The organism is Actinomadura sp. KC216 (assembly GCF_004348535.1).
Lineage (GTDB): Bacteria > Actinomycetota > Actinomycetes > Streptosporangiales > Streptosporangiaceae > Spirillospora.
The window spans coordinates 33,764-50,465 of record NZ_SMJX01000011.1 but is presented as its reverse complement, the minus strand read 5'-3'; the positions used below and the strand labels follow the sequence as shown (position 1 = coordinate 50,465).

The 16,702-nt window shown below is 59.2% G+C and carries 20 protein-coding genes and 20 tRNA genes; 26 read left to right on the top strand and 14 right to left on the bottom strand.

Annotated elements, in window-relative coordinates:
* Positions 1-8: 8 nt before the first annotated feature.
* The 10 genes from nrdJ to E1264_RS03710 form a co-directional block, all read right to left on the bottom strand.
* Positions 9-2,114 (bottom strand): ribonucleoside-triphosphate reductase, adenosylcobalamin-dependent, encoded by a 2,106-nt coding sequence (nrdJ, locus tag E1264_RS03760; protein ID WP_207935699.1) that lies wholly within the window; start codon positions 2,112-2,114, stop codon positions 9-11.
* The gene (locus E1264_RS03755; protein ID WP_132169556.1) at positions 2,111-2,854 is read right to left on the bottom strand and encodes a hypothetical protein; all 744 of its coding nucleotides are present in this window, start codon (positions 2,852-2,854) and stop codon (positions 2,111-2,113) included. The genes nrdJ and E1264_RS03755 overlap by 4 nt, the downstream gene beginning before the upstream one ends.
* 39 nt (positions 2,855-2,893) lie before the next feature.
* Positions 2,894-3,697, bottom strand: coding sequence for a metallophosphoesterase (locus E1264_RS03750; RefSeq protein ID WP_132169554.1), 804 nt, complete (start codon positions 3,695-3,697; stop codon positions 2,894-2,896).
* Positions 3,672-4,085 carry a DUF3310 domain-containing protein gene (locus tag E1264_RS03745; protein WP_207935698.1) on the bottom strand — a complete coding sequence of 138 codons (414 nt, stop codon included), beginning with the start codon at positions 4,083-4,085 and terminating at the stop codon, positions 3,672-3,674. The genes E1264_RS03750 and E1264_RS03745 overlap by 26 nt, the downstream gene beginning before the upstream one ends.
* On the bottom strand, positions 4,078-4,368 hold the full coding sequence (locus tag E1264_RS03740) for a hypothetical protein (RefSeq protein ID WP_132169552.1): 291 nt from the start codon (positions 4,366-4,368) through the stop codon (positions 4,078-4,080). The genes E1264_RS03745 and E1264_RS03740 overlap by 8 nt, the downstream gene beginning before the upstream one ends.
* Entirely contained in the window at positions 4,361-4,963 is a 603-nt protein-coding gene (locus E1264_RS44425; RefSeq protein ID WP_243710724.1) for a hypothetical protein, read from the bottom strand. Before E1264_RS44425 ends, E1264_RS03740 begins: the two co-directional genes overlap by 8 nt.
* A gap of 240 nt (positions 4,964-5,203) precedes the next feature.
* Entirely contained in the window at positions 5,204-5,431 is a 228-nt protein-coding gene (locus tag E1264_RS03725; RefSeq protein WP_132169548.1) for a hypothetical protein, read from the bottom strand.
* 1 nt (position 5,432) lies between these two features.
* Positions 5,433-5,621 (bottom strand): hypothetical protein, encoded by a 189-nt coding sequence (locus tag E1264_RS03720; RefSeq protein ID WP_132169546.1) that lies wholly within the window; start codon positions 5,619-5,621, stop codon positions 5,433-5,435.
* Between the two features lies 1 nt (position 5,622).
* Positions 5,623-5,808, bottom strand: coding sequence for a hypothetical protein (locus tag E1264_RS03715; protein ID WP_132169544.1), 186 nt, complete (start codon positions 5,806-5,808; stop codon positions 5,623-5,625).
* Positions 5,795-6,094 (bottom strand): endonuclease domain-containing protein, encoded by a 300-nt coding sequence (locus E1264_RS03710; protein ID WP_243710725.1) that lies wholly within the window; start codon positions 6,092-6,094, stop codon positions 5,795-5,797. The genes E1264_RS03715 and E1264_RS03710 overlap by 14 nt, the downstream gene beginning before the upstream one ends.
* A gap of 16 nt (positions 6,095-6,110) precedes the next feature.
* On the opposite strand from E1264_RS03710, the gene E1264_RS43020 reads away from it, so the two are divergent.
* Positions 6,111-6,467 carry a hypothetical protein gene (locus E1264_RS43020; RefSeq protein WP_165963955.1) on the top strand — a complete coding sequence of 119 codons (357 nt, stop codon included), beginning with the start codon at positions 6,111-6,113 and terminating at the stop codon, positions 6,465-6,467.
* A gap of 73 nt (positions 6,468-6,540) precedes the next feature.
* On the opposite strand, the gene E1264_RS03705 is transcribed toward E1264_RS43020, so the two are convergent.
* From E1264_RS03705 to E1264_RS03690, 4 genes are all read right to left on the bottom strand, one after another.
* Entirely contained in the window at positions 6,541-7,287 is a 747-nt protein-coding gene (locus E1264_RS03705) for a DnaB-like helicase C-terminal domain-containing protein (RefSeq protein ID WP_165963966.1), read from the bottom strand.
* Between the two features lie 121 nt (positions 7,288-7,408).
* Positions 7,409-8,197: a PD-(D/E)XK nuclease family protein gene (locus tag E1264_RS03700; protein WP_132169540.1), complete on the bottom strand. Its 789-nt coding sequence runs from the start codon at positions 8,195-8,197 to the stop codon at positions 7,409-7,411.
* A gap of 10 nt (positions 8,198-8,207) precedes the next feature.
* Positions 8,208-8,375 (bottom strand): hypothetical protein, encoded by a 168-nt coding sequence (locus tag E1264_RS03695; RefSeq protein WP_165963965.1) that lies wholly within the window; start codon positions 8,373-8,375, stop codon positions 8,208-8,210.
* A 127-nt stretch (positions 8,376-8,502) separates the two neighbouring features.
* Positions 8,503-8,979 (bottom strand): winged helix-turn-helix domain-containing protein, encoded by a 477-nt coding sequence (locus tag E1264_RS03690; protein ID WP_132169536.1) that lies wholly within the window; start codon positions 8,977-8,979, stop codon positions 8,503-8,505.
* A gap of 1,095 nt (positions 8,980-10,074) precedes the next feature.
* On the opposite strand from E1264_RS03690, the gene E1264_RS43015 reads away from it, so the two are divergent.
* The 25 genes from E1264_RS43015 (at position 10,075) to E1264_RS03570 (ending at position 16,673) form a co-directional block, all read left to right on the top strand.
* Entirely contained in the window at positions 10,075-10,236 is a 162-nt protein-coding gene (locus E1264_RS43015; RefSeq protein ID WP_165963964.1) for a hypothetical protein, read from the top strand.
* Positions 10,237-10,382: 146 nt separating this feature from the next.
* Positions 10,383-10,465 (top strand) — tRNA-Tyr (locus E1264_RS03680).
* A 1-nt stretch (position 10,466) separates the two neighbouring features.
* Positions 10,467-10,539: transfer RNA gene (locus tag E1264_RS03675), tRNA-Trp, on the top strand.
* Positions 10,540-10,682: 143 nt separating this feature from the next.
* Positions 10,683-10,755 (top strand) — tRNA-Pro (locus E1264_RS03670).
* A 58-nt stretch (positions 10,756-10,813) separates the two neighbouring features.
* Positions 10,814-10,886: transfer RNA gene (locus tag E1264_RS03665), tRNA-Ile, on the top strand.
* A gap of 26 nt (positions 10,887-10,912) precedes the next feature.
* A tRNA-Val gene (locus E1264_RS03660) sits at positions 10,913-10,984 on the top strand.
* A gap of 2 nt (positions 10,985-10,986) precedes the next feature.
* Positions 10,987-11,059, top strand: a tRNA-His gene (locus tag E1264_RS43010).
* 52 nt (positions 11,060-11,111) lie between these two features.
* Positions 11,112-11,183, top strand: a tRNA-Arg gene (locus tag E1264_RS03655).
* A gap of 5 nt (positions 11,184-11,188) precedes the next feature.
* Positions 11,189-11,263 (top strand) — tRNA-Asp (locus E1264_RS03650).
* 4 nt (positions 11,264-11,267) lie between these two features.
* A tRNA-Cys gene (locus E1264_RS03645) sits at positions 11,268-11,342 on the top strand.
* Between the two features lies 1 nt (position 11,343).
* A tRNA-Phe gene (locus E1264_RS03640) sits at positions 11,344-11,416 on the top strand.
* A gap of 56 nt (positions 11,417-11,472) precedes the next feature.
* Positions 11,473-11,545: transfer RNA gene (locus tag E1264_RS03635), tRNA-Lys, on the top strand.
* Between the two features lie 45 nt (positions 11,546-11,590).
* Positions 11,591-11,664: transfer RNA gene (locus E1264_RS03630), tRNA-Asn, on the top strand.
* A gap of 105 nt (positions 11,665-11,769) precedes the next feature.
* Positions 11,770-11,842 (top strand) — tRNA-Leu (locus tag E1264_RS03625).
* Positions 11,843-11,861: 19 nt separating this feature from the next.
* Positions 11,862-12,260, top strand: coding sequence for an HNH endonuclease (locus tag E1264_RS03620; protein ID WP_132169532.1), 399 nt, complete (start codon positions 11,862-11,864; stop codon positions 12,258-12,260).
* Positions 12,251-12,324, top strand: a tRNA-Ala gene (locus E1264_RS03615). Before E1264_RS03620 ends, E1264_RS03615 begins: the two co-directional genes overlap by 10 nt.
* A gap of 2 nt (positions 12,325-12,326) precedes the next feature.
* Positions 12,327-12,399 (top strand) — tRNA-Ile (locus E1264_RS03610).
* Positions 12,400-12,737: 338 nt separating this feature from the next.
* Positions 12,738-12,812, top strand: a tRNA-Gly gene (locus tag E1264_RS03605).
* Between the two features lies 1 nt (position 12,813).
* Positions 12,814-12,896: transfer RNA gene (locus E1264_RS03600), tRNA-Ser, on the top strand.
* A gap of 1 nt (position 12,897) precedes the next feature.
* Positions 12,898-12,970: transfer RNA gene (locus tag E1264_RS03595), tRNA-Arg, on the top strand.
* A gap of 5 nt (positions 12,971-12,975) precedes the next feature.
* A tRNA-Gln gene (locus tag E1264_RS03590) sits at positions 12,976-13,049 on the top strand.
* A 1-nt stretch (position 13,050) separates the two neighbouring features.
* Positions 13,051-13,124: transfer RNA gene (locus E1264_RS03585), tRNA-Glu, on the top strand.
* Positions 13,125-13,164: 40 nt separating this feature from the next.
* A complete protein-coding gene (locus E1264_RS03580) occupies positions 13,165-13,590 on the top strand; it encodes a hypothetical protein (protein WP_132169530.1) in 426 nt (141 codons plus the stop codon).
* 23 nt (positions 13,591-13,613) lie between these two features.
* Entirely contained in the window at positions 13,614-15,224 is a 1,611-nt protein-coding gene (locus E1264_RS03575; protein WP_207935696.1) for a terminase large subunit, read from the top strand.
* Between the two features lie 57 nt (positions 15,225-15,281).
* The gene (locus tag E1264_RS03570; RefSeq protein ID WP_132169528.1) at positions 15,282-16,673 is read left to right on the top strand and encodes a phage portal protein; all 1,392 of its coding nucleotides are present in this window, start codon (positions 15,282-15,284) and stop codon (positions 16,671-16,673) included.
* The last annotated feature ends 29 nt before the right edge of the window (positions 16,674-16,702 follow it).

Sequence of the window (16,702 nt, the reverse complement as noted above, 5' to 3'; positions counted from 1 at the left end):
CTCTCTCCTTATCGAACCGAGCACGCGCCAGAGGCGCACTCTTCGTCAACACCCTCACCGACTTGTGTCATCTGGTAGAGGGCGAAATCAGCTTCCGAGATCCGCTCATACGGTGCCTGCGGCCTGGACTGGTCGGGAAAGACCGTGGTCCCCTTCAGGTGAGGCCCATAGAGCTTCAGCGCCGCCATGAGCTGCTCCGCCGTGTACTTGCTGGGATCCAGGTTGACGGTGAAGGACACCGCATTATCGGCGTAGCAGTCCTGGACGAGACCCTGAACCCGAAGCATGTCTACTAGGGAAACCTCGTCGGCGGACTGGACAATCGACGGGTCGTAGCCAAGGGCAACGACTTCATCGACCAGGCGATCCCTTGTGGGGATTTCGACAACAACGGTGTTGTCCGCGTAGAGGCAGTCCTCGACGTGGTAACCCTGATCGATGAACTCCTGAACTCGCTCAATCTGGCTAGGGTCCAGGGTTGAGAAACGGATCCTTCGGATGAAGTGCCGAGAGAAGATCGGGTGAATGCCCTCACTCGTCCCCGGAAGCTTCGCAATGGTCCCCGTAGGGGCCACCGTGGTCACCTTGATCGGTTCCGGGATGCGGAGTTGGAAGGCGTAGTCCCTCGCCTCCTGGCGAACCGCCCTGTTCAACTCGAAGAGAATTATCCGAGCTTCCCAGCTACTCGGGATGTCCGAGTACTTGATCCCCATCTTGGCGAAAGCAGCCTGGAAACCGAAAAGACCGACTCCAATACGTCGGTCCCGATCCATGACCTCGCGGGCTCGCTCATCGAGGATGTCTCCGAAGGTGGCCCGGATCAGGAATCGAGTCATCAGCTTCGCGGCCTGAACCGCTTCGCCAAGGGCAAACGCCTGCCCAGGCTCCTTCGGAGCGAAGGCTTCCAGATTCACATGCCCGAGGACGCAGGCTCCCCACTCAGGAAGTGGGATCTCACCACAGGGGTTCGTGCTGGAGACCTCGTGGACTTCGCCCACGTTGCTGTAGGACTTGTTCCAGATGCCCGGCTCGCCGTTCCTCAGCATTCCTTCAGCTACGGCCTTTAGGACGCTCTTGGCACGCTCCTGCCAATGAACCTGATCCGCAACGTACCCGGACCACGGCTCATCCTCAGGTTCCTGATTCAGGTGGTAGAAGAACTCTTCATCGACCTGAACACTGATGTTGGTGGACCAGTGGGAATCGGTATCCTCCTTCAGCTTGATGAAGTCAAAGATGTACGGGTCATCCCACGGCATGATGGACATCCGCGCGGAGCGCCGATTGCCCCCAGCGACCACACATTGAGCGATGGCGTGGTCGATCTCCATTGCGGAGATCGGATCGAGAGATAGGCCGATAAAAGCCGAATTTCCCTCGACGGTAATGCTGTTGCCGAGGAACAGATCCTCCAGGACATCCCCAACGTCCCTCAGCATCGTGGCGAGCGGCATGGGACCGCTCGCATGGCCACCAAAGGTCTTCAGCCTGGCCCCAGCCGGCCTCACCCGAGAGACGTCGTAGACCCGCACCGGAGAGGTGTTGTCGTTCCACGCGGCCTCTAGGAGGTCTACGAGGGCTTCAGCCCATCCCTCTCGGGAGTCTTCCACCTCGAAGTAGGCACCCTGATAGTCCGACGAGTAGACGGATGAAAGAAGCCCCGCGTCCCGCATGGCCTCGTAGTCCTGGTGCTCCTTGTCGCACACCACGTGGACTTCAACGGCCTGCTTCACAGGCCCGTACGTCCGGGTCTTCTCCGTCGAGTAGGTAGCCCCGACTCCCCCACCTTCCATGAGGCGCATGAAGGTGAAGTAGAAGTGCGAGGAGACCGTGTCAGCCCAACCCGAGTGCCAGCAGTTGAAGAGGAACTGTCGGCCCTGGACGCCGGAAGCCCACAGGTGACGACCAGCAGGAAGAATCGCGAAGCTGTGCATCAGCTCCCGAAGCTGCGGAATCTCGTCGTCCTCGACGGAGCCGTGGACGAGCGAAGCGTTTCCGACCGCTACCCGCTTAACGGTCTCAAACCAGGTCTCCTTGGTGCCGTCAGGCTTGGTCCTGCTATAGGTGCGCTCGTAGATGTCCTTGCCGTTAGGTCCAAAGTTCGGCTCTATCAAGCCGCCTCCTTTTGTGTGTACTTCGACCAGTCGAACCATGTTCCGGGTGGGTCCTGGAAATCCCGTGCAACCGCAGTAGCTGACCGGATGTCGTGATACTCGTCCAGCGCATCGGACCGGTAGGACGAGTCCTGTTCCATCTCGTAGGAGATTCGCCTCTGCGCCTCGCCATTCGACATCGACCTTCGGCCCTCGAAGTCGCCTTCGAAGCCGTTGATCTTCCGATTCAGGGCGCGGACGAGTGAATCGATGGCGCGAGAGATCAGCTTCCGCTCCACCGAGGTATCGCCCTTGTAGAACCGGCACTCCAGGGCGTTCCGGTGGGCGGGCGAGATCGCCTTCATGGCGACCTTGATGTCGATCAGAGCGACACCGATTGACTGTCCGTCGATCTCGGCACTCAGCCAGTCGTCCTCACCGGTCGGGACATCCCACGCGGCCGGGTCGTAGTAGCAATGCTCCAGCAGCGCCCGAACTTCCTTGGGTGTGTAGACGTACTGGCTGGACTCAACGATGTACTGGTAGCGCTGGGCAGCCGCGTAGGTGAGACCACCCCGACGCAGCACCTCGTAGAGGTAGCCAGGGGCCATCTCCGCAACGCGGTCAAGCTTCTCCATGAGGGAGGAGAGAGCCTCCGAGGCGATGTCCTCGGCCTCAACCCCCGGATACTTCCGGGCGACCTCCTTCCCAGCCCGAGAAGCCAGCTCCATGAGCTGCTCAAGGGTCACCTGCTCAAACAAGTTCTCACCTACTCTCAATGTGCTAACAATGTGCTAAAACTAGACCGAAAAACGACCACCGGGGCCCCTCTTCAGAGCGCCATAGCGGGTGCCTTCGACGACGAAGGAGCCATCCCGATTGACGTCCACCTCTACGGGCTGGACGTCGTAGTCGCCGACGTAGAGCAGACCAAAACCCGCCTGCCAGTTCGCGACTCCACCAGCGCCAAGGTATCCGGCCTTATCCATTGCCATGAGATGTCCGACTTCGAATCCCCATCGGGTCGTATATCCCGTTGAACTGTTTCCGAAAGTCTCTCGTCGTATTCCAAGACGGTGAGTGTGTCCGCAGATGACATTGGCTCCAGCCTTCCGAGCATGGTTGTAAGCAGTCGTCCCTGCGACGGACGAGTAGCCCTTGATCTCGTGGCCATGAACGAGCACGGTGTCAGGTCCGACCTTGTGAAAGGCGGGCGTGTGGCTCACTCCGAAGCCGTCGAAATCCAACAGGGTGCTGAAGTGCACAACATCCTGGAACTCGGCCAGAGCTGGAGCTTCCTTGGTCAGGTAGACCCGAGGCCGCTCGTCGTGGTTGCCCTCCAACACGCCTACCGGCCCGTCGTAGACGGCCCGGAGAGGATCGAGGAAGTTGCGCTTCCCGTACTCGCTGTGCTCCTTGACGAGCTGGGCGAACTCGTCCCGAGTTCCCTTCGACCACCGAGACGGAGTCGGGTAGTCCATGAGGTCCCCGATCTGGTAAACCTCGTCCGGCTGCCAGACGCCAATGAAGTCAATGACGTTCTTCAGCATCCGCTTTGATTCATAGGGCATCTGGACATCACTGATTACTACGACCCGCTTCAAGGAGTGCCACCTCCCTATTCACAAACCACTGCGCCTTCTTCAGGTCCTCCAGCTCAGTCTCGGGGTCCTTTCGGCCAGCACGGGCGAGGTACTTCACAGCGGCGCCACGGTTGAACGTCAGATGCTCTGCGATGTCGATGACTTCGGCACCGTTGGACCATCCGTCCGCGTAGTGGCGCGGGCTGTTGATCGGGTCGTGGTTCTCGGGGACTTCCCCGATGAGAACCAGCGGAGACCAGAACCTCTCGACTGAGGAGATGGTGCAGGGGCTGTTCTCGTACCACTTCTGGCCATCGGGGTCCCACATGACGAATTCGAGGTCGTTGACGACTTTCCACTCGTCGCCCATACGATCCCTGTAGATGTGACCGATCTCGTACTCAGGCATCCTCAAAAGCCTCCACGTCTTCGTTGTAGAGATAGCCGACAATCAGCGCCACCTGGCAAGTTCCGTTGACCTCCGGGTCGCGGAGCACAGCCAGCCGGCCTTGATGGATGTAGTCCGTCTCGTTGCGATCCAGCTCGGCCGCCAGGACCATCACCTGGCGAGAGAGATCCTCGGCCTCCGGAACCCCGTAGACTCCGCGGGCTGCGTACTCCCAGCCGTTCTGCCGAAAAACGTCGGCCACGTCGTCTAGGCCCATGTCCATGTCCAGGAAGTACTTAGCCATTGCCAATCACCTTGTTTCTGAGTCCATCCCTCCCGTGCTGAAGGAAGAAAGAAGTCGTGTCGTCGTCGCCCATCACGATGGGCCTGAGGTTGTGGCGAAGTTCCTTCGCCATCCGATCGGCCATCTGCTGTCCTGCGTCGCCCGCGTCCTGGAGCAGAAAGACGTGCTCATACGGACTCAGCAGGATCGCCAGGATGGGGTCCCAGTGATCTACTCCAGGGATTCCGATGCAAGGCAGGTCGCACTGCATGGCGACCATGCAGTCGAATTCACCTTCGGATACGCAGATGGACCTGTGGCCCTTCTCCAACTCCGCCGGGTTGAAGATCCGTGATGGGTCTCCCGGAAGGGACAGGTATTTGTACTTCTCGTCACCACCAAGCTTCCGGAACCGGAGTGTGGTCACCCCGTAGTTCGTCAGGTAGGGAATGACGATCCGGCCTCGGTAGCCCTCATGGCCGGGAAGAGGGTCGTCTACGACCCCGAGCCGGAACCGCTCGATCGTTTCCTCGGTTAGCCCTCGATCGGGACCGGTCAGATACTCGACGGCGGCCGGTGTTAGCTGCTCGTGGTACCTCAGTGACGCCTTCTCCAACCACTCCTTCGTAGAACTGCTTGGCACCAGCAAAATCCACTTCCTCCCTCCCCATGATGATTGCTATCGCATCTCCCTTCACGCCACAGGCGAAGCAATGGAATGCGTACTGGTTGTAGCTCGCCGAAGCATTCGACTCGCCATGGAATTCGCAGAGCACTTTCGTCCAGGCTTCGCCCGGCTCCGGATCGGGGACATCAAATCCGTAGTGCTCAAGAATCGGAACGATGTCGAGATCCATCAGGCAAACTTCGAAGGCGTCATATCGAAGTACTCGTCAGCGGTGACGAACTCGAAACCGGTGTCACCACCGGCCTTCTCGTGAAGCTCCTCCAGGAACTCACGAGCCTTCTCCGTCTGGCGGAGCCAACTCGGGAAGTCAGCGAGCGCCGCAAGCATTCGCAACTCATCGTCAGTCATCTCAAGAATGTTCTTGGTGACCTTGATCTCTTCCTTACGGACCTTCATGTCAGTTACTCTCCTCAAGGTAGTCAGTCAGGAAACGCAGAAGGTTTCGAGCCATTTCGTCGCTCTCCTCGTGCTCGACGAGTTCGACGATGAAGTCCTCGATCTCGAAACGCAGGAGGTTCTGGCTCATCTCGACGGCAAGCTCGTCGAGATCAAGGTCAAGAGTGACCTCATGCTCCAGGTACGTCATTTCAGACCCCCTCGTCCTCGATGGACTTCTCCAGCTCTGCGATCAGGTTCTTGGTGAAGCTGGAGTCACCAACCCGAAGGTCCAACCCCAGGACGAAATCGATCAACGACTCGTGGCTCTCGCCCCAGGCCAACTCCCGAGCCAGGTCCTCTGTATCGATCTCGACGTTCAGGTCAACGTACGACATTTCGCTTTTTCCTCTTTCGCTTGGACTTGTCCTCGCCCTGGTAATAGCGCTTGCCGAGAATGCGAAGCGCAGGCGGGTTCTCCAAGTAGTCAGCCAGCCGGCGAAGGGTCTCAGGTGAGTCCTTCGAGTACGGCAGGACGTGTCCGTTGCAGCGGCGGCAGAGAAGCCCTCTAACGAGCTGTGACTTGTGGTCGTGGTCTACCGACAACCGTTGTGTGCGAGGCTGTAGGCAGCCCGCACAGACGCCGCCCTGGGCCTTGAAGAGCTGGTCGTACTCTCCGGCCAGCAGGCCGTAGGTCGCTGTGACCCTGGCTTCGTGGCTCGCCTTCGATCGGGTCTTCTTGCGGCAGGTCTCGCAGATTCGTCCGCGATTAGATGTGAAGAACCTTTCTGCTCTATTCCTGCCGCACTTCGCGCATGGCCTGTATCCCTTACGTGTCATCGTCCTTCCTTCGGACAATGAACGTGATGTCGTCCCGATCAAACACCCAGTGACCCAGGTTCACACTGAGGATGGCGAACTCCCCCGAGTAAACGCGATCCCCCTCTTCATCTACGAAGAAGATCTCGGGCACTTCATCCAGGTTGCAACACATCAGACCCTCTTTTCCCAAATCGCAATGTCGAGCAGTCGCCAGATTCCAAGCTGGAACCCATAAACCCACCCGTTGAAAACCAGGAACACCGGTCCAACCTCGATGTAGAGGCCACGGCCGTCATCACGTCGCTTTATCATGCTGCGATCAACCCTCCGTTGTTGAGATCCTCAATGGTCATTCGGGAAAGGTCTTTGCGAAGGCTGACGCCATATCGGGCCGCTGCATCCGCGATTCCATCGCGGTTCTTGACGATGGCCACTCCCAGTTCGCTACCACCGAGCGGGTTTTCCAGGTTGTAGAGAGTGAGGACCATTTCGGGAATCTTCCCGATCTTGTTCATCAGCGCCGACAGTGGCGGGGGTGTGATCCCGTCCTCGTATTCACCAATAAGGTGGGCCAGGACTATCACGCACATGTTCCGACTTCGGGCTAGTTCAAGCCCGAACAGAAGAGTGTCCTTGTGGGCCTTCGCCTCGGATTCGCCTTCGGCATCGACGTTCATCAAGTTGTCGATTATCGTCATGTCGGGGTAGGCCCCGAGATAGCCGTGCGCTGTCACGGATCGGTCAATCAGGTCCAAGCTCGGGCCTGCGTCGAACTCCCACCAGATGTTGCGGACAGGCCGCAGCTCCTCCGTGAACGGATAGCCGGATTCCATGGCCTTCTGAACTACACCGGTCTCCCGGCCGGTGAGGATGGAAACCGTCCGGACGAGCTGCGTGCCAGGCCCCGAGTCCGCACTGAAGTAGATGCAGCTCGAACCCGAACGGACGGCCAGGTTGAGCGCCAGGGCGCTCTTACCCACGCCAGGGGCCGAAGCGATGACCACGAGCTGGGGCCTACGGAAGACGGCCGTCGCGTCCGTGAGGGACTGCCACACCGAAGGCAAAGGTTGACCGGATTCCCTGTTAGTCCGGAGGGCTGCATCCAAACTAGAGAGACTCAAAGCACCTCCTCTCACTGTGCTAACGATGTGCTGTAATGAGTCAAAAAAGAGAGACCTACGCGGCGTAGACGCAAGTCGGCTTCACCGTGCAGGTGAAGCACGCGTCGCCCGGATTGGGCAGGAACACACCCGCCTTGATCCCCTCGTGGAACTGGCGGTACCAGTTCCCAACAACGTCCTTCGTGTAGGGCGTCAGGTCCTTGGTCACCAGCTCGTTGTTCCGGCAGTCCCAGTAACCACCCCACGGGACTTCCTGTCCCGTCAGCTCCTTGAGGGCGATGCCGTACGTCCCGATCTGGAAGGGATCGACTGGCAGCTTCGAGCCTGTCTTCCAGTCCTCTGGAAACCAGAGGCCGGTCTCTTGATCCTCGACAACCATGTCGATGTAGCCGATGCAAAGGAACTCACCGAAGTCCAGCTCGAACCCGACCTCGACGGCCGGTTCGCCCGGAACGATCTCAGCGGGCCTCATACGGCCGTCTGGGGCGTGGTACCCGATGTAGTCGAGTACTTGGTTGCGCCCCATCTCGAAGCGCTTCTCACGGTCCGTAGAGAGCTTCCTACGGCCACCGACCATCCACATGGACTCGTCGGGCTGCTCCTTGTACGCCTTCTCCATCTCCAGGTGCCACGTCGCCTCAAAGACCTCTAGGGGCATTTCGGGGGCCGACATGCGGAACGACCGCTCGTACGCCTCGATGGCGCTGTGAACGGCCGTTCCTTGGATGAACCAAACTGCTTGCCGTTGCGGTTCCCGGACGAACTTCTCCAGGTAGTACGCGTGACCGCAGGTTGTGTATGTCTGGAGTCTGGAGGGGGAATATCGCCGCTTTCCCTCCGTCATACTGCTCCTTTCAGTTGAATCCGAGATGTTGATCCGGATACCAGATGGCGACGTAGCACACGCCACGGTGCTCGAACGACTGCGCCCAGACCCCGCCCTCCGGGATCGGGTGAACAACCACAGGAGCACCGATTGGTGCGGAGATTTCCACCAGCGTTCCGTCCTCGTAGTCCTGCACCGTCATTCCCTCGTGAAGCTCGACCGCCTCTCCCACGGGTGCCTGTGGCTCTTTCGGGCCGGCGTAGCCTACAGACGTCACGGACATACACTCTCCTGTATGCGGGGCCAAAGAGCTGACCTCGGCGTCAGCGCTTCTTGTTCTTGAGGACACCTGCCTTGGCCTTGTCCAAAACCATCTTCAGGTGCCAATTCTCAGGGTCTGCCTCCCTGAGGAAGAATCCCCCCTGCTTGCTCAGATCGTTTGGTGGCGCGTCTCGGTCATAATCGACGTCGCGATTCTCGTCTACTAGCGTCTGGGCCCACCTAAGCGCAGTGTTGCGATTCTCCTGGAGGATTTCATCGCCCTGGGCCGTCCTGGAAAGCCACCGTAGATACATCGCAACCCGGTTCTTCTGGTGCTCAGTGGCGATGGTCCACGGAATCGCCCATTTATGGTCCACGTACTTCACGGGCGGGAGCTTGCCCGCTCGCCGTAGTTGGCGAACTCTCTGATTCACGCCAGAGATCGTCACGCCGACCTCACTCGCGATTTCGGCGTAAGGGATCTCGTCCAGGACCATTTGGACGAGTACTTCGTCTTCTACCTTCCTAGGTCGGGCCATGGGGAAGCACACCTCGCTTGTGGGGGTCAGAGCTGGTCTGGGCCCGATGGGCCCTTGGCAGGCTGACGCTAACACACTGCTATCAAGCTGCTGTAACTTGCCGCTCTCACCCTGTCCCCGTTTTTCGGGAGATCCCCCAGGTCAGACCCCAGTTGGTGAACGGACTGTCACCACCTTGGACACGCACTGTCACTGAAACCCTTCCGACCACCCCCCTGCACTTGCATTCACCCTCCGTGGCGGCTGTCACTGTATGCACATCTCCGCGAACCGGACAACGGGGAGGTCGGCGGCTTGACCTCTTGGTCGAGTCTTGACCGAAACGCAAGTAAACCTCGGCCACAACCGTCGCGTCCCCGACATTTGCGCAGGTCTCGACGGTTGATCGTTCAATCTGGAATCGCACTCCGAGCGATCACAGTGTGTGAACAGTTACCTTCCGTGCCTACTCGGCCGCTGTGAGGTGACATGGCCCAGGTCACAGTGGCCACATAAGGTCTGACCTCCGGTCCTGTGACAAAGGTCACACTGGCTCGGTGCCACGCTTCGGCCTCCTGAGGCACATCACTCTCCCTGGGAGGAGGGAGAGAGGGACGAAGTCCCGAACGACCGACGACCCAACTGGTTAAGCAACCCCTAAGGGGTTGCTACTAACTACTTACTTAGAGACAGCCCCTAAAGGGCTGTCTCTCTTAAGAGAGCCACCTTCGGTGGCTCTTAGAGAAACTTCTTTCATCCGGAGGGGCTGATGCCCAGAGCCCCGCGGCTCTGCCTCGACTGCCGGAAGGTGGCTACTCGGGGTAGCCACTGCGACGAGCACAGGCCGGCGCCCTTCACCAAGGGCGCCAACGCCAAGGGCCGGTGGCAGGCCGCCAGGCCGGGGAACTGGGAGAGCCTCCGTCGCGATGTGCTCCGGAGGGACAAGGGCCGCTGCGTCAAGTGTGGGCGGCCTGGCAACATCGTTGATCACATCAACCCGGTTGCGGAGAAGGGCCGATGGTCGAAGAACAACCTTCAGACCCTCTGCCCCGACGACAGTCGGAAGAAGACACAGGAGGAGGCCCGGAGGGGCCTCCAGCGATCGAGGGAGAGCCGATGACGGTAGCGGAGCTGATCGAGAAGCTTCAGGAGGTCCCACAGGACCTTCCGGTCCAGGTCCTGGAGTACATGGGGTACGGCGAAGTCGAGATGGGAGACGTAGACGAAGTCCGCGTTGGGAAGTTCTCCTCCGGCCCCGTCGTGTGGATCGAAGCGTGACAGACCTGGTCGCGGTTGAGCGCTCTCTGAGCCGCTCCCCCGGCCTTGGGGCGCCAGGTCCCCTCTCCCGCCTGGCGCCCCCACCAAGCCCCTCCGTAACGCGGTTGAGGGTCTCTCAGACGGCCTGCCAAGAGTGGAGGGAACATGCGTAGGCGGACATTGGCGAGTCGCCCTGGCTGTAAACCAGGCGCCCTTGGCTGTGTAGGTTCGACTCCTACCCTGCGCACCATGCGTCGGTAGCTCAATTGGAAGAGCGCTGGTCTCCAAAACCAGTGTGTGTAGGTTCGAGTCCTACCCGTCGTGCTTAAACCATCCGTTCCCTTACATGCAAGCGGAGCTTGCAGGTTCAAGCCTGCTGACTCCGTCAGCATGTGAGGTCCGGATTTCAGTGGGCTCTGTTCACAGCTAAGTGTGAGTACTTGACAGACTCACCAGCCCACAAACATATACCCGTAGCTTAATGGCTAGAGCACGTGGTTTGGGACCACGGGGGTGGGGGTTCGAATCCCTCTGGGTATACGGGTAGATCGACGCCATAAGAATCGTTCCGGTTGGAGGCTCCGGTCAAAAGCCACTACGCGGCGTAGCTCAGTAGTAGAGCAGCGGGCTCATAACCCGAAGGCCCCTGGTGCAACTCCAGGCGTCCGCGACGTCAGCACGGCTCCGCCGTGCTTATGGATCCTTAGCTCAGCGGAAGAGCGCCTGTCCTACAAACAGGTTGGCCTTGGTTCGAATCCAAGAGGATCTACTGTGGCCAAGGTGTAAAGGGTTTGCACGACAGGTTGTGATCCTGTAGGCGAGGGTTCAACTCCCTCTGGTCACCCTCAGGGACAACGTAGGTTGTCCCCTCTTGGAGCAGGCTCCGCCTGCTCTATGCCCGTTTAGTTCAACGGATAGAGCACGAGGCTACGAACCTCGGAATCCGGGTTCGAATCCTGGAACGGGTACTCTCGGTCTGTTAGCTCAATCAGGTTAGAGCATCGGCTTGTCACGCCGAAGGTTGCCGGTTCGAATCCGGTACGGATCGCCGAAGCGCCATGGCTGAATGGTGAGGCAGCAGATTGCAACCCTGCTTCATACGAGTTCGAATCTCGTTGGCGCTTCCATGTGGCTCTAGCTCAGTTGGAAGAGCGGCCGGTTGAAGCCCGGCAGGTCTCAGGTTCGATTCCTGGGAGTCACACTGAGGGTTCTGTAAATCCCCTCCCGTGGGGCGTAGCACGGTACAGCCTACGTCATGGGTCTATAGCATAACGGCCAGTGCATCCGGCTCTTACCCGGAGTTGTCCAGGTTCGAATCCTGGTGGACCTACATCATGATGAGGGGGAAGCTAGCGCCCCCTCATTTTCTCTTCAATGGCCATTAGCATAACTAGGTAGTGCGCGGGACTGTTAATCCCGGTGGTGCAGGTTCGAGTCCTGCATGGTCAGCAAAGCCCGCGACGGCGGGCGGGGCGTCCGGACGCGGACACATGGGAAAGCGGCTGGCTCTGCGGTACGCGAGGTGGTTCGAATCCACCAACCCCATATTTTCTTAGGCTCGTACTCCAATGGTAGAGAGAGCGGTCTTAGAAACCGTGTAGTGAGGGTTCGAGTCCCTCCGAGCCTACTTCGAAAGGATCGTGTCTATGCTCAGGGTCAACGGCCCTTACGTCCACAACAGTGGACCGCTTGCCGGGCGTAGGTACGTGGTTCTTACTGACAACGGCAAGCGCACAACCAAGCTCTACTCCCGGCACCTGATGGAACAGCATCTCGGCCGGGTGCTCGACACGGACGAAACCGTTGACCACATCGACGAGGACAAGACCAACGACGATCTCAGCAACCTTGCCGTGCTCACTCGTTCTGAGAACGCAAAGAAGAGTGCAGCTCTGAGGTTGAGCGTCGAGTGGTATGAGTTCATCTGCCCTGTCTGTGAGACGCCTTCAAAGAAGGAAGCTCGCAAGGTGCGACACAACAGGAAGCAAGGCAAGGCCGGACCGTTCTGCGGTAGGTCTTGCGCAGGAAAGTACATGGGGCCTTAGCTCAGATGGTTAGAGCGCTGGTCTTGCAAACCAGAGGCCGAGAGTTCGAATCTCTCAGGCTCCACTTGGTCATTAGCTTAGTGGTGAAAGCATCCGTCTGATACGCGGAAGATGGTGGGTTCAATTCCCACATGACCAACTCTCGCCCCGCCGTCGAGGCGTGTAAAAATATCGACGTGCGATGGAAAGTGATGTCGCCTGTGGGTGCGGCCCCCGTCTCGAAAACGGGTGGATGGCATTGCTGTTGGGGTTCGAGTCCTCCGCTTTCCGCGTTCCCGTTAATCCGAGGGGTAGCACCCTGAGGAGATGGAGGGACTATGGGTCCTGGTGGGAAAACCAGCCCTTATAACATATCAGCGAATGTACCTGCCTTGTAAGCAGGAAAGCGGGGGGCAGCACCTCGTAGGGGCTCAAAGGTCCGCACTCTACCCGTCAAAGTCCGCAGACATACATGCGGCGGAGCCAAAGAGTGTACTTGCCCTACTGGTCTAACGGCAATGATGTCTGACTTCCAATCAGAGGATACCGGTTCAACTCCGGTGTGGGGCTCCATGGAGAATTCGTCAAATGGTATGGCAGCGGCTTGCTAGGCCGTCGCGGGTAAAACCGTCCGGGGTTCGAATCCCTGATTCTCCGCTGGCTAGTAGCTCAATGGACAGAGCGTCGCTCTCCTAAAGCGCAAGGTGCGGGTTCGACTCCTGCCTAGCCAACTCATTCCAGGATCGTCTAACGGTAGGACGCCGGGCTCTGAACCCGGCAATCGAGGTTCGAATCCTTGTCCTGGAGCCACGGCCCCGTGGACTAACGGGAGGTTGCGAGGTTCTCACCCTCGTGGTGCGGGTTCGATTCCCGCCGGGGTCACCACTTAGTTCTTTCATCCACACGCACACGGGGGAGGTGTCGCATGGCAAGAGGCAGGCCGGCCAAGGCGAACGCGGTTCGTCGCAACCTCGTGGACACCTCGCACCTGGTGGAGTACGCAGGCCCGATTGACAAGCGTCTCACCAAGCTCCCCAACCGCAGCTCGTTCTCCGCCGAGACGCAGCTCTACTTCGACGTATGGGCGGACAGCGAGCAGGCGCAGTGGTTCATGCCTACCGACTGGCTGACGCTTCGCCGTATGGCACGACTGCACGAGAAGTTCATCAAGACCGGCTCTCACTTCGTGGCAGCCGAGCTTCGCCAGTGCGAAAGCCTGCTCGGGGCAACCATCGGTGACCGTATGCGACTGAAGGTCAATGCGCTCAAGAGCGCCCAGAAGAACCAAGAAGACGAACCGCCAACCATCGAAGCAGACCTGGAGCTGTTTGCGGAACTAAACGACGACTAAGGGGGTGACCGGTGGCGTACCCAATGGACTGGGAACCGCAGACCGGAAATCTTCCCAAGGGCGTTCCGCATCCGAAGGACACTCTCGGATATCAGATTCTCCGCTGGTGTGAGACCTACATCGTCCACCCTGACGGCCGCCATGCTGGCGAGCCGTGGCAGTTCACCGCCGAGCAGAAGCGCTTCATTCTCTGGGCCTACGCGATCAAGGACGAGGCGACTGTCACGGAAGAGGACAGTCCTTGGCTGTATCGAGAGGTCAGCCTCCGTCGCTCGAAGGGTTGGGGGAAGACTCCCCTGCTCGCCGCTCTGGCGATCATCGAGTTCATCGGTCCTTGTCGCTTCGGTGGCCGAGACGACAAGGGAATGCCCATCGGCATTCCTGTTCCGCTGCCCGTCGTGCAGATCGCTGCCACCTCTCTAGACCAGACCGAGCAGACCCGCGACATGATCCGGGGAATGCTCTCGGAAAGTCCCGCCGAGCACGTCTACGGGCTCGACATCGGCAAGGAGCGGATCCAGTTCCTTGACGGCCGGCCTGGTCGCATTGAGCCAGTTGCCTCGTCCTCTCGTGGACTTGAGGGTGCCCGTCCGACCTTTGTCATTTGCGATGAGACCCATCACTGGGTCTCCTCGAATGGCGGCCCCACCGTCTTTGAGACGCTTCAGCGTAACGCTGACAAGACGATGGCCGATGGCTCGCGCTTGATGCAGACGACCAACGCCTTCAACCCAAATGAGGAGAGCGTCGCTCAGCGGACCTATGAGAAGTTCCTACAGGACTTCCCAGAGCTTCTCTACGACTGCCGTGAAGGTGCTCCTGTAGAGGACCTGACGGACTCTGAGGCTGTTCTTGCGGCCCTCCGGGACGCGTACGGAGATTCCTACTGGGCTCCCGTCACTGGTCTGGTTTCGAAGGCTACAGACCCGCTCACCCCGAAGGCGGTCTTTTACCGATTCTACTGCAACCAAATCATGGAATCGGCAGACAACTGGATCGACAAGTACACGTGGGAGAGCCTTTTCGATCGGAACGACCCGATCAAGCCGGGCGACCAGATCGCCATCGGCTTCGACGGCTCCCTCCGGTCCGATTCCACAGCCATTGTCGGCTGCCGTCTCCGCGACGGGAAGCTGTTCCTGATCCACATTCAGGAAAAGGACGAACGGGACGAGGACTGGCAGGTTAACCCGTTCCTCGTGGACCGAGCCATGAGGCTCGCCAACGAGACCTACAAGGTCGAGTGGGTCTACTGTGACCCCAACCAGTGGCAGAACCAGATTGGTTTCTGGTCGCTTGACTTCAAGGAGCTGGATAAGGAAGGCCGGGACATCGTCTTCGAGTTCCCGCCTCAGCGCGTCAAGCAGATGGCCGCCGCGATCGAGCGCTTTCATACCGCCGTTCTTCTAGGCAATGAGATCTGCCATGACGGCGACAAGATCCTGCGCCAGCACATCACTAACGCCGTGACCTTCGAGGTCCCCCAGGGCGTTCTCATCACCAAGGAATCCAAGGGCTCCAAGAAGAAGATCGACGCCGCGATGGCGGCGGTCCTGGCATACGCCGCCCGTGGTGAGGCCATCGCAGATGGCCGAATGAAGATCCGCCGCAAGGCCCGAATGCGCACTTACTAGCTAGGAAAGGAGGCCGTCATACACAAGCCACAAAACCCCATCCAGTGGATCGACTACATGTCCGGGAAGCTGCACACGCAGGAAGCCCAGGGCAGGAAGTTCGCTAACTACTACGATGCGGAGAGCACGCCCCTTTCCTATGCGCAGAAGAAGTTTCAGGAAATCTTCGGAGAGCTATTCAGGAATTACAAGGACAACTTCTGTTCGCTGATCGTCGATTCGATCAGTGAGCGTCTGGTCGTCCAGGGCTTCCGGATGGGCCCCGAGGAGGCCGCCGACGAGGACGCCCAGCAGATTTGGCAGAAGAACTTCCTCGACGCCGACTCGAACGCGGCGCATATCGATGCGCTAGTGCAGGGATCGTCCTACCTCATTGTCTGGGGCGACGACGATGACGAGCCGGTCATCACCCCTGAGTCTGCGACTGAGGTCACCGTCCAGTATGCGCCCGGTTCGAGGCGCAAGCTGGAGGCCGGCTACCGCGAGTTCACCGATGACTGGGGCGTAGTCCACGCCACTCTTTGGCTTCCCGATGGTGTCTACACCTCTGAGCGAGGCAAGGAGACCTGGGGCACTCCGCAGGGTTCCAGTAACCCCCTAGGCCGCGTGCCTATCGTTCCCCTCCTCAACCGCAAGAGGCTGAAGCAGAAGCCCTTCTCGGAGCTGGCCGGGATCATTCCTGTGCAGGACGCGATCAACAAGGTAAGTGCCGACGCGATCGTAGCCAGTGAGTTTGCTGCGTTCCCTCAGCGTGTTCTAACCGGCCTTGAACCGTTCGAGGACACGAATGAAGAGCGTCAGGCGATGCTCAAGGCCTACATTGACAGGATTCTCGCCTTTGATGGCGAGAACGTTGGTGTCCACGAGTTCTCGGCTGCCGATCTGGGAAACTACGTCAAGCTCATTGACATGCTCGTCCAGCACATGGCTTCGCAGAGCCGTGTGCCATTTCACTACTTCCTTCTGAACGGCGGACAGGCACCTTCGGGTGAGTCCATTACCGCCGCTGAAGCGGGCCTCGTAGCTAAGGCACGAGAGCGAATGCTTCACTTCGGTGAGTCGTGGGAAGAGGCGCTTCGCCTCGCCTTTGAAGTGAAGGGCGATGCCCGAGCAGAGGCATGGGATGCCGAAGTCATCTGGGGCGATCCAGAGCACCGTCAGATGTCCGCTCTCGTGGATGCCCTTGGCAAGGCCAAGGAAACACTGGAGATCCCGAAGCGTCAGCTTTGGGAGGACTATGGCTACTCGCCTCAGACCATCGCGCGTTTCGATCAGATGCGCGAGGAAGAGATGAAGCGCGACTTCGAGCTTCAGAAGAAGTACGGAGAGCACAAGCTAATGCCTGCTCCGGGTACTCCCGGTGCTCCTGGCGCTAATGGTGCCAACAAGTCTTCGTCGTCTCCTAAGTCGGCTACAGCCGAACGCCAGAAGGAGAAGGCGTCTCGCTAGGCAATCTAGCAACCAGTCACTAACACGAA

What these genes read in the sequence shown, in the direction of transcription:
- E1264_RS03745 (WP_207935698.1), bottom strand. Translation starts at nt 4,085, where the DNA reads ATGCCTGAGTACGAGATCGGTCACATCTACAGGGATCGTATGGGCGAC.
- E1264_RS43015 (WP_165963964.1), top strand. Translation starts at nt 10,075, where the DNA reads ATGACGGTAGCGGAGCTGATCGAGAAGCTTCAGGAGGTCCCACAGGAC.
- E1264_RS03620 (WP_132169532.1), top strand. Translation starts at nt 11,862, where the DNA reads ATGCTCAGGGTCAACGGCCCTTACGTCCACAACAGTGGACCGCTTGCC.
- E1264_RS03700 (WP_132169540.1), bottom strand. Translation starts at nt 8,197, where the DNA reads ATGACGGAGGGAAAGCGGCGATATTCCCCCTCCAGACTCCAGACATAC.
- E1264_RS03570 (WP_132169528.1), top strand. Translation starts at nt 15,282, where the DNA reads ATGTCCGGGAAGCTGCACACGCAGGAAGCCCAGGGCAGGAAGTTCGCT.
- E1264_RS03580 (WP_132169530.1), top strand. Translation starts at nt 13,165, where the DNA reads ATGGCAAGAGGCAGGCCGGCCAAGGCGAACGCGGTTCGTCGCAACCTC.
- E1264_RS03725 (WP_132169548.1), bottom strand. Translation starts at nt 5,431, where the DNA reads ATGAAGGTCCGTAAGGAAGAGATCAAGGTCACCAAGAACATTCTTGAG.
- E1264_RS03720 (WP_132169546.1), bottom strand. Translation starts at nt 5,621, where the DNA reads ATGACGTACCTGGAGCATGAGGTCACTCTTGACCTTGATCTCGACGAG.
- E1264_RS03575 (WP_207935696.1), top strand. Translation starts at nt 13,614, where the DNA reads ATGGACTGGGAACCGCAGACCGGAAATCTTCCCAAGGGCGTTCCGCAT.
- E1264_RS03715 (WP_132169544.1), bottom strand. Translation starts at nt 5,808, where the DNA reads ATGTCGTACGTTGACCTGAACGTCGAGATCGATACAGAGGACCTGGCT.
- E1264_RS03690 (WP_132169536.1), bottom strand. Translation starts at nt 8,979, where the DNA reads ATGGCCCGACCTAGGAAGGTAGAAGACGAAGTACTCGTCCAAATGGTC.
- E1264_RS03740 (WP_132169552.1), bottom strand. Translation starts at nt 4,368, where the DNA reads ATGGCTAAGTACTTCCTGGACATGGACATGGGCCTAGACGACGTGGCC.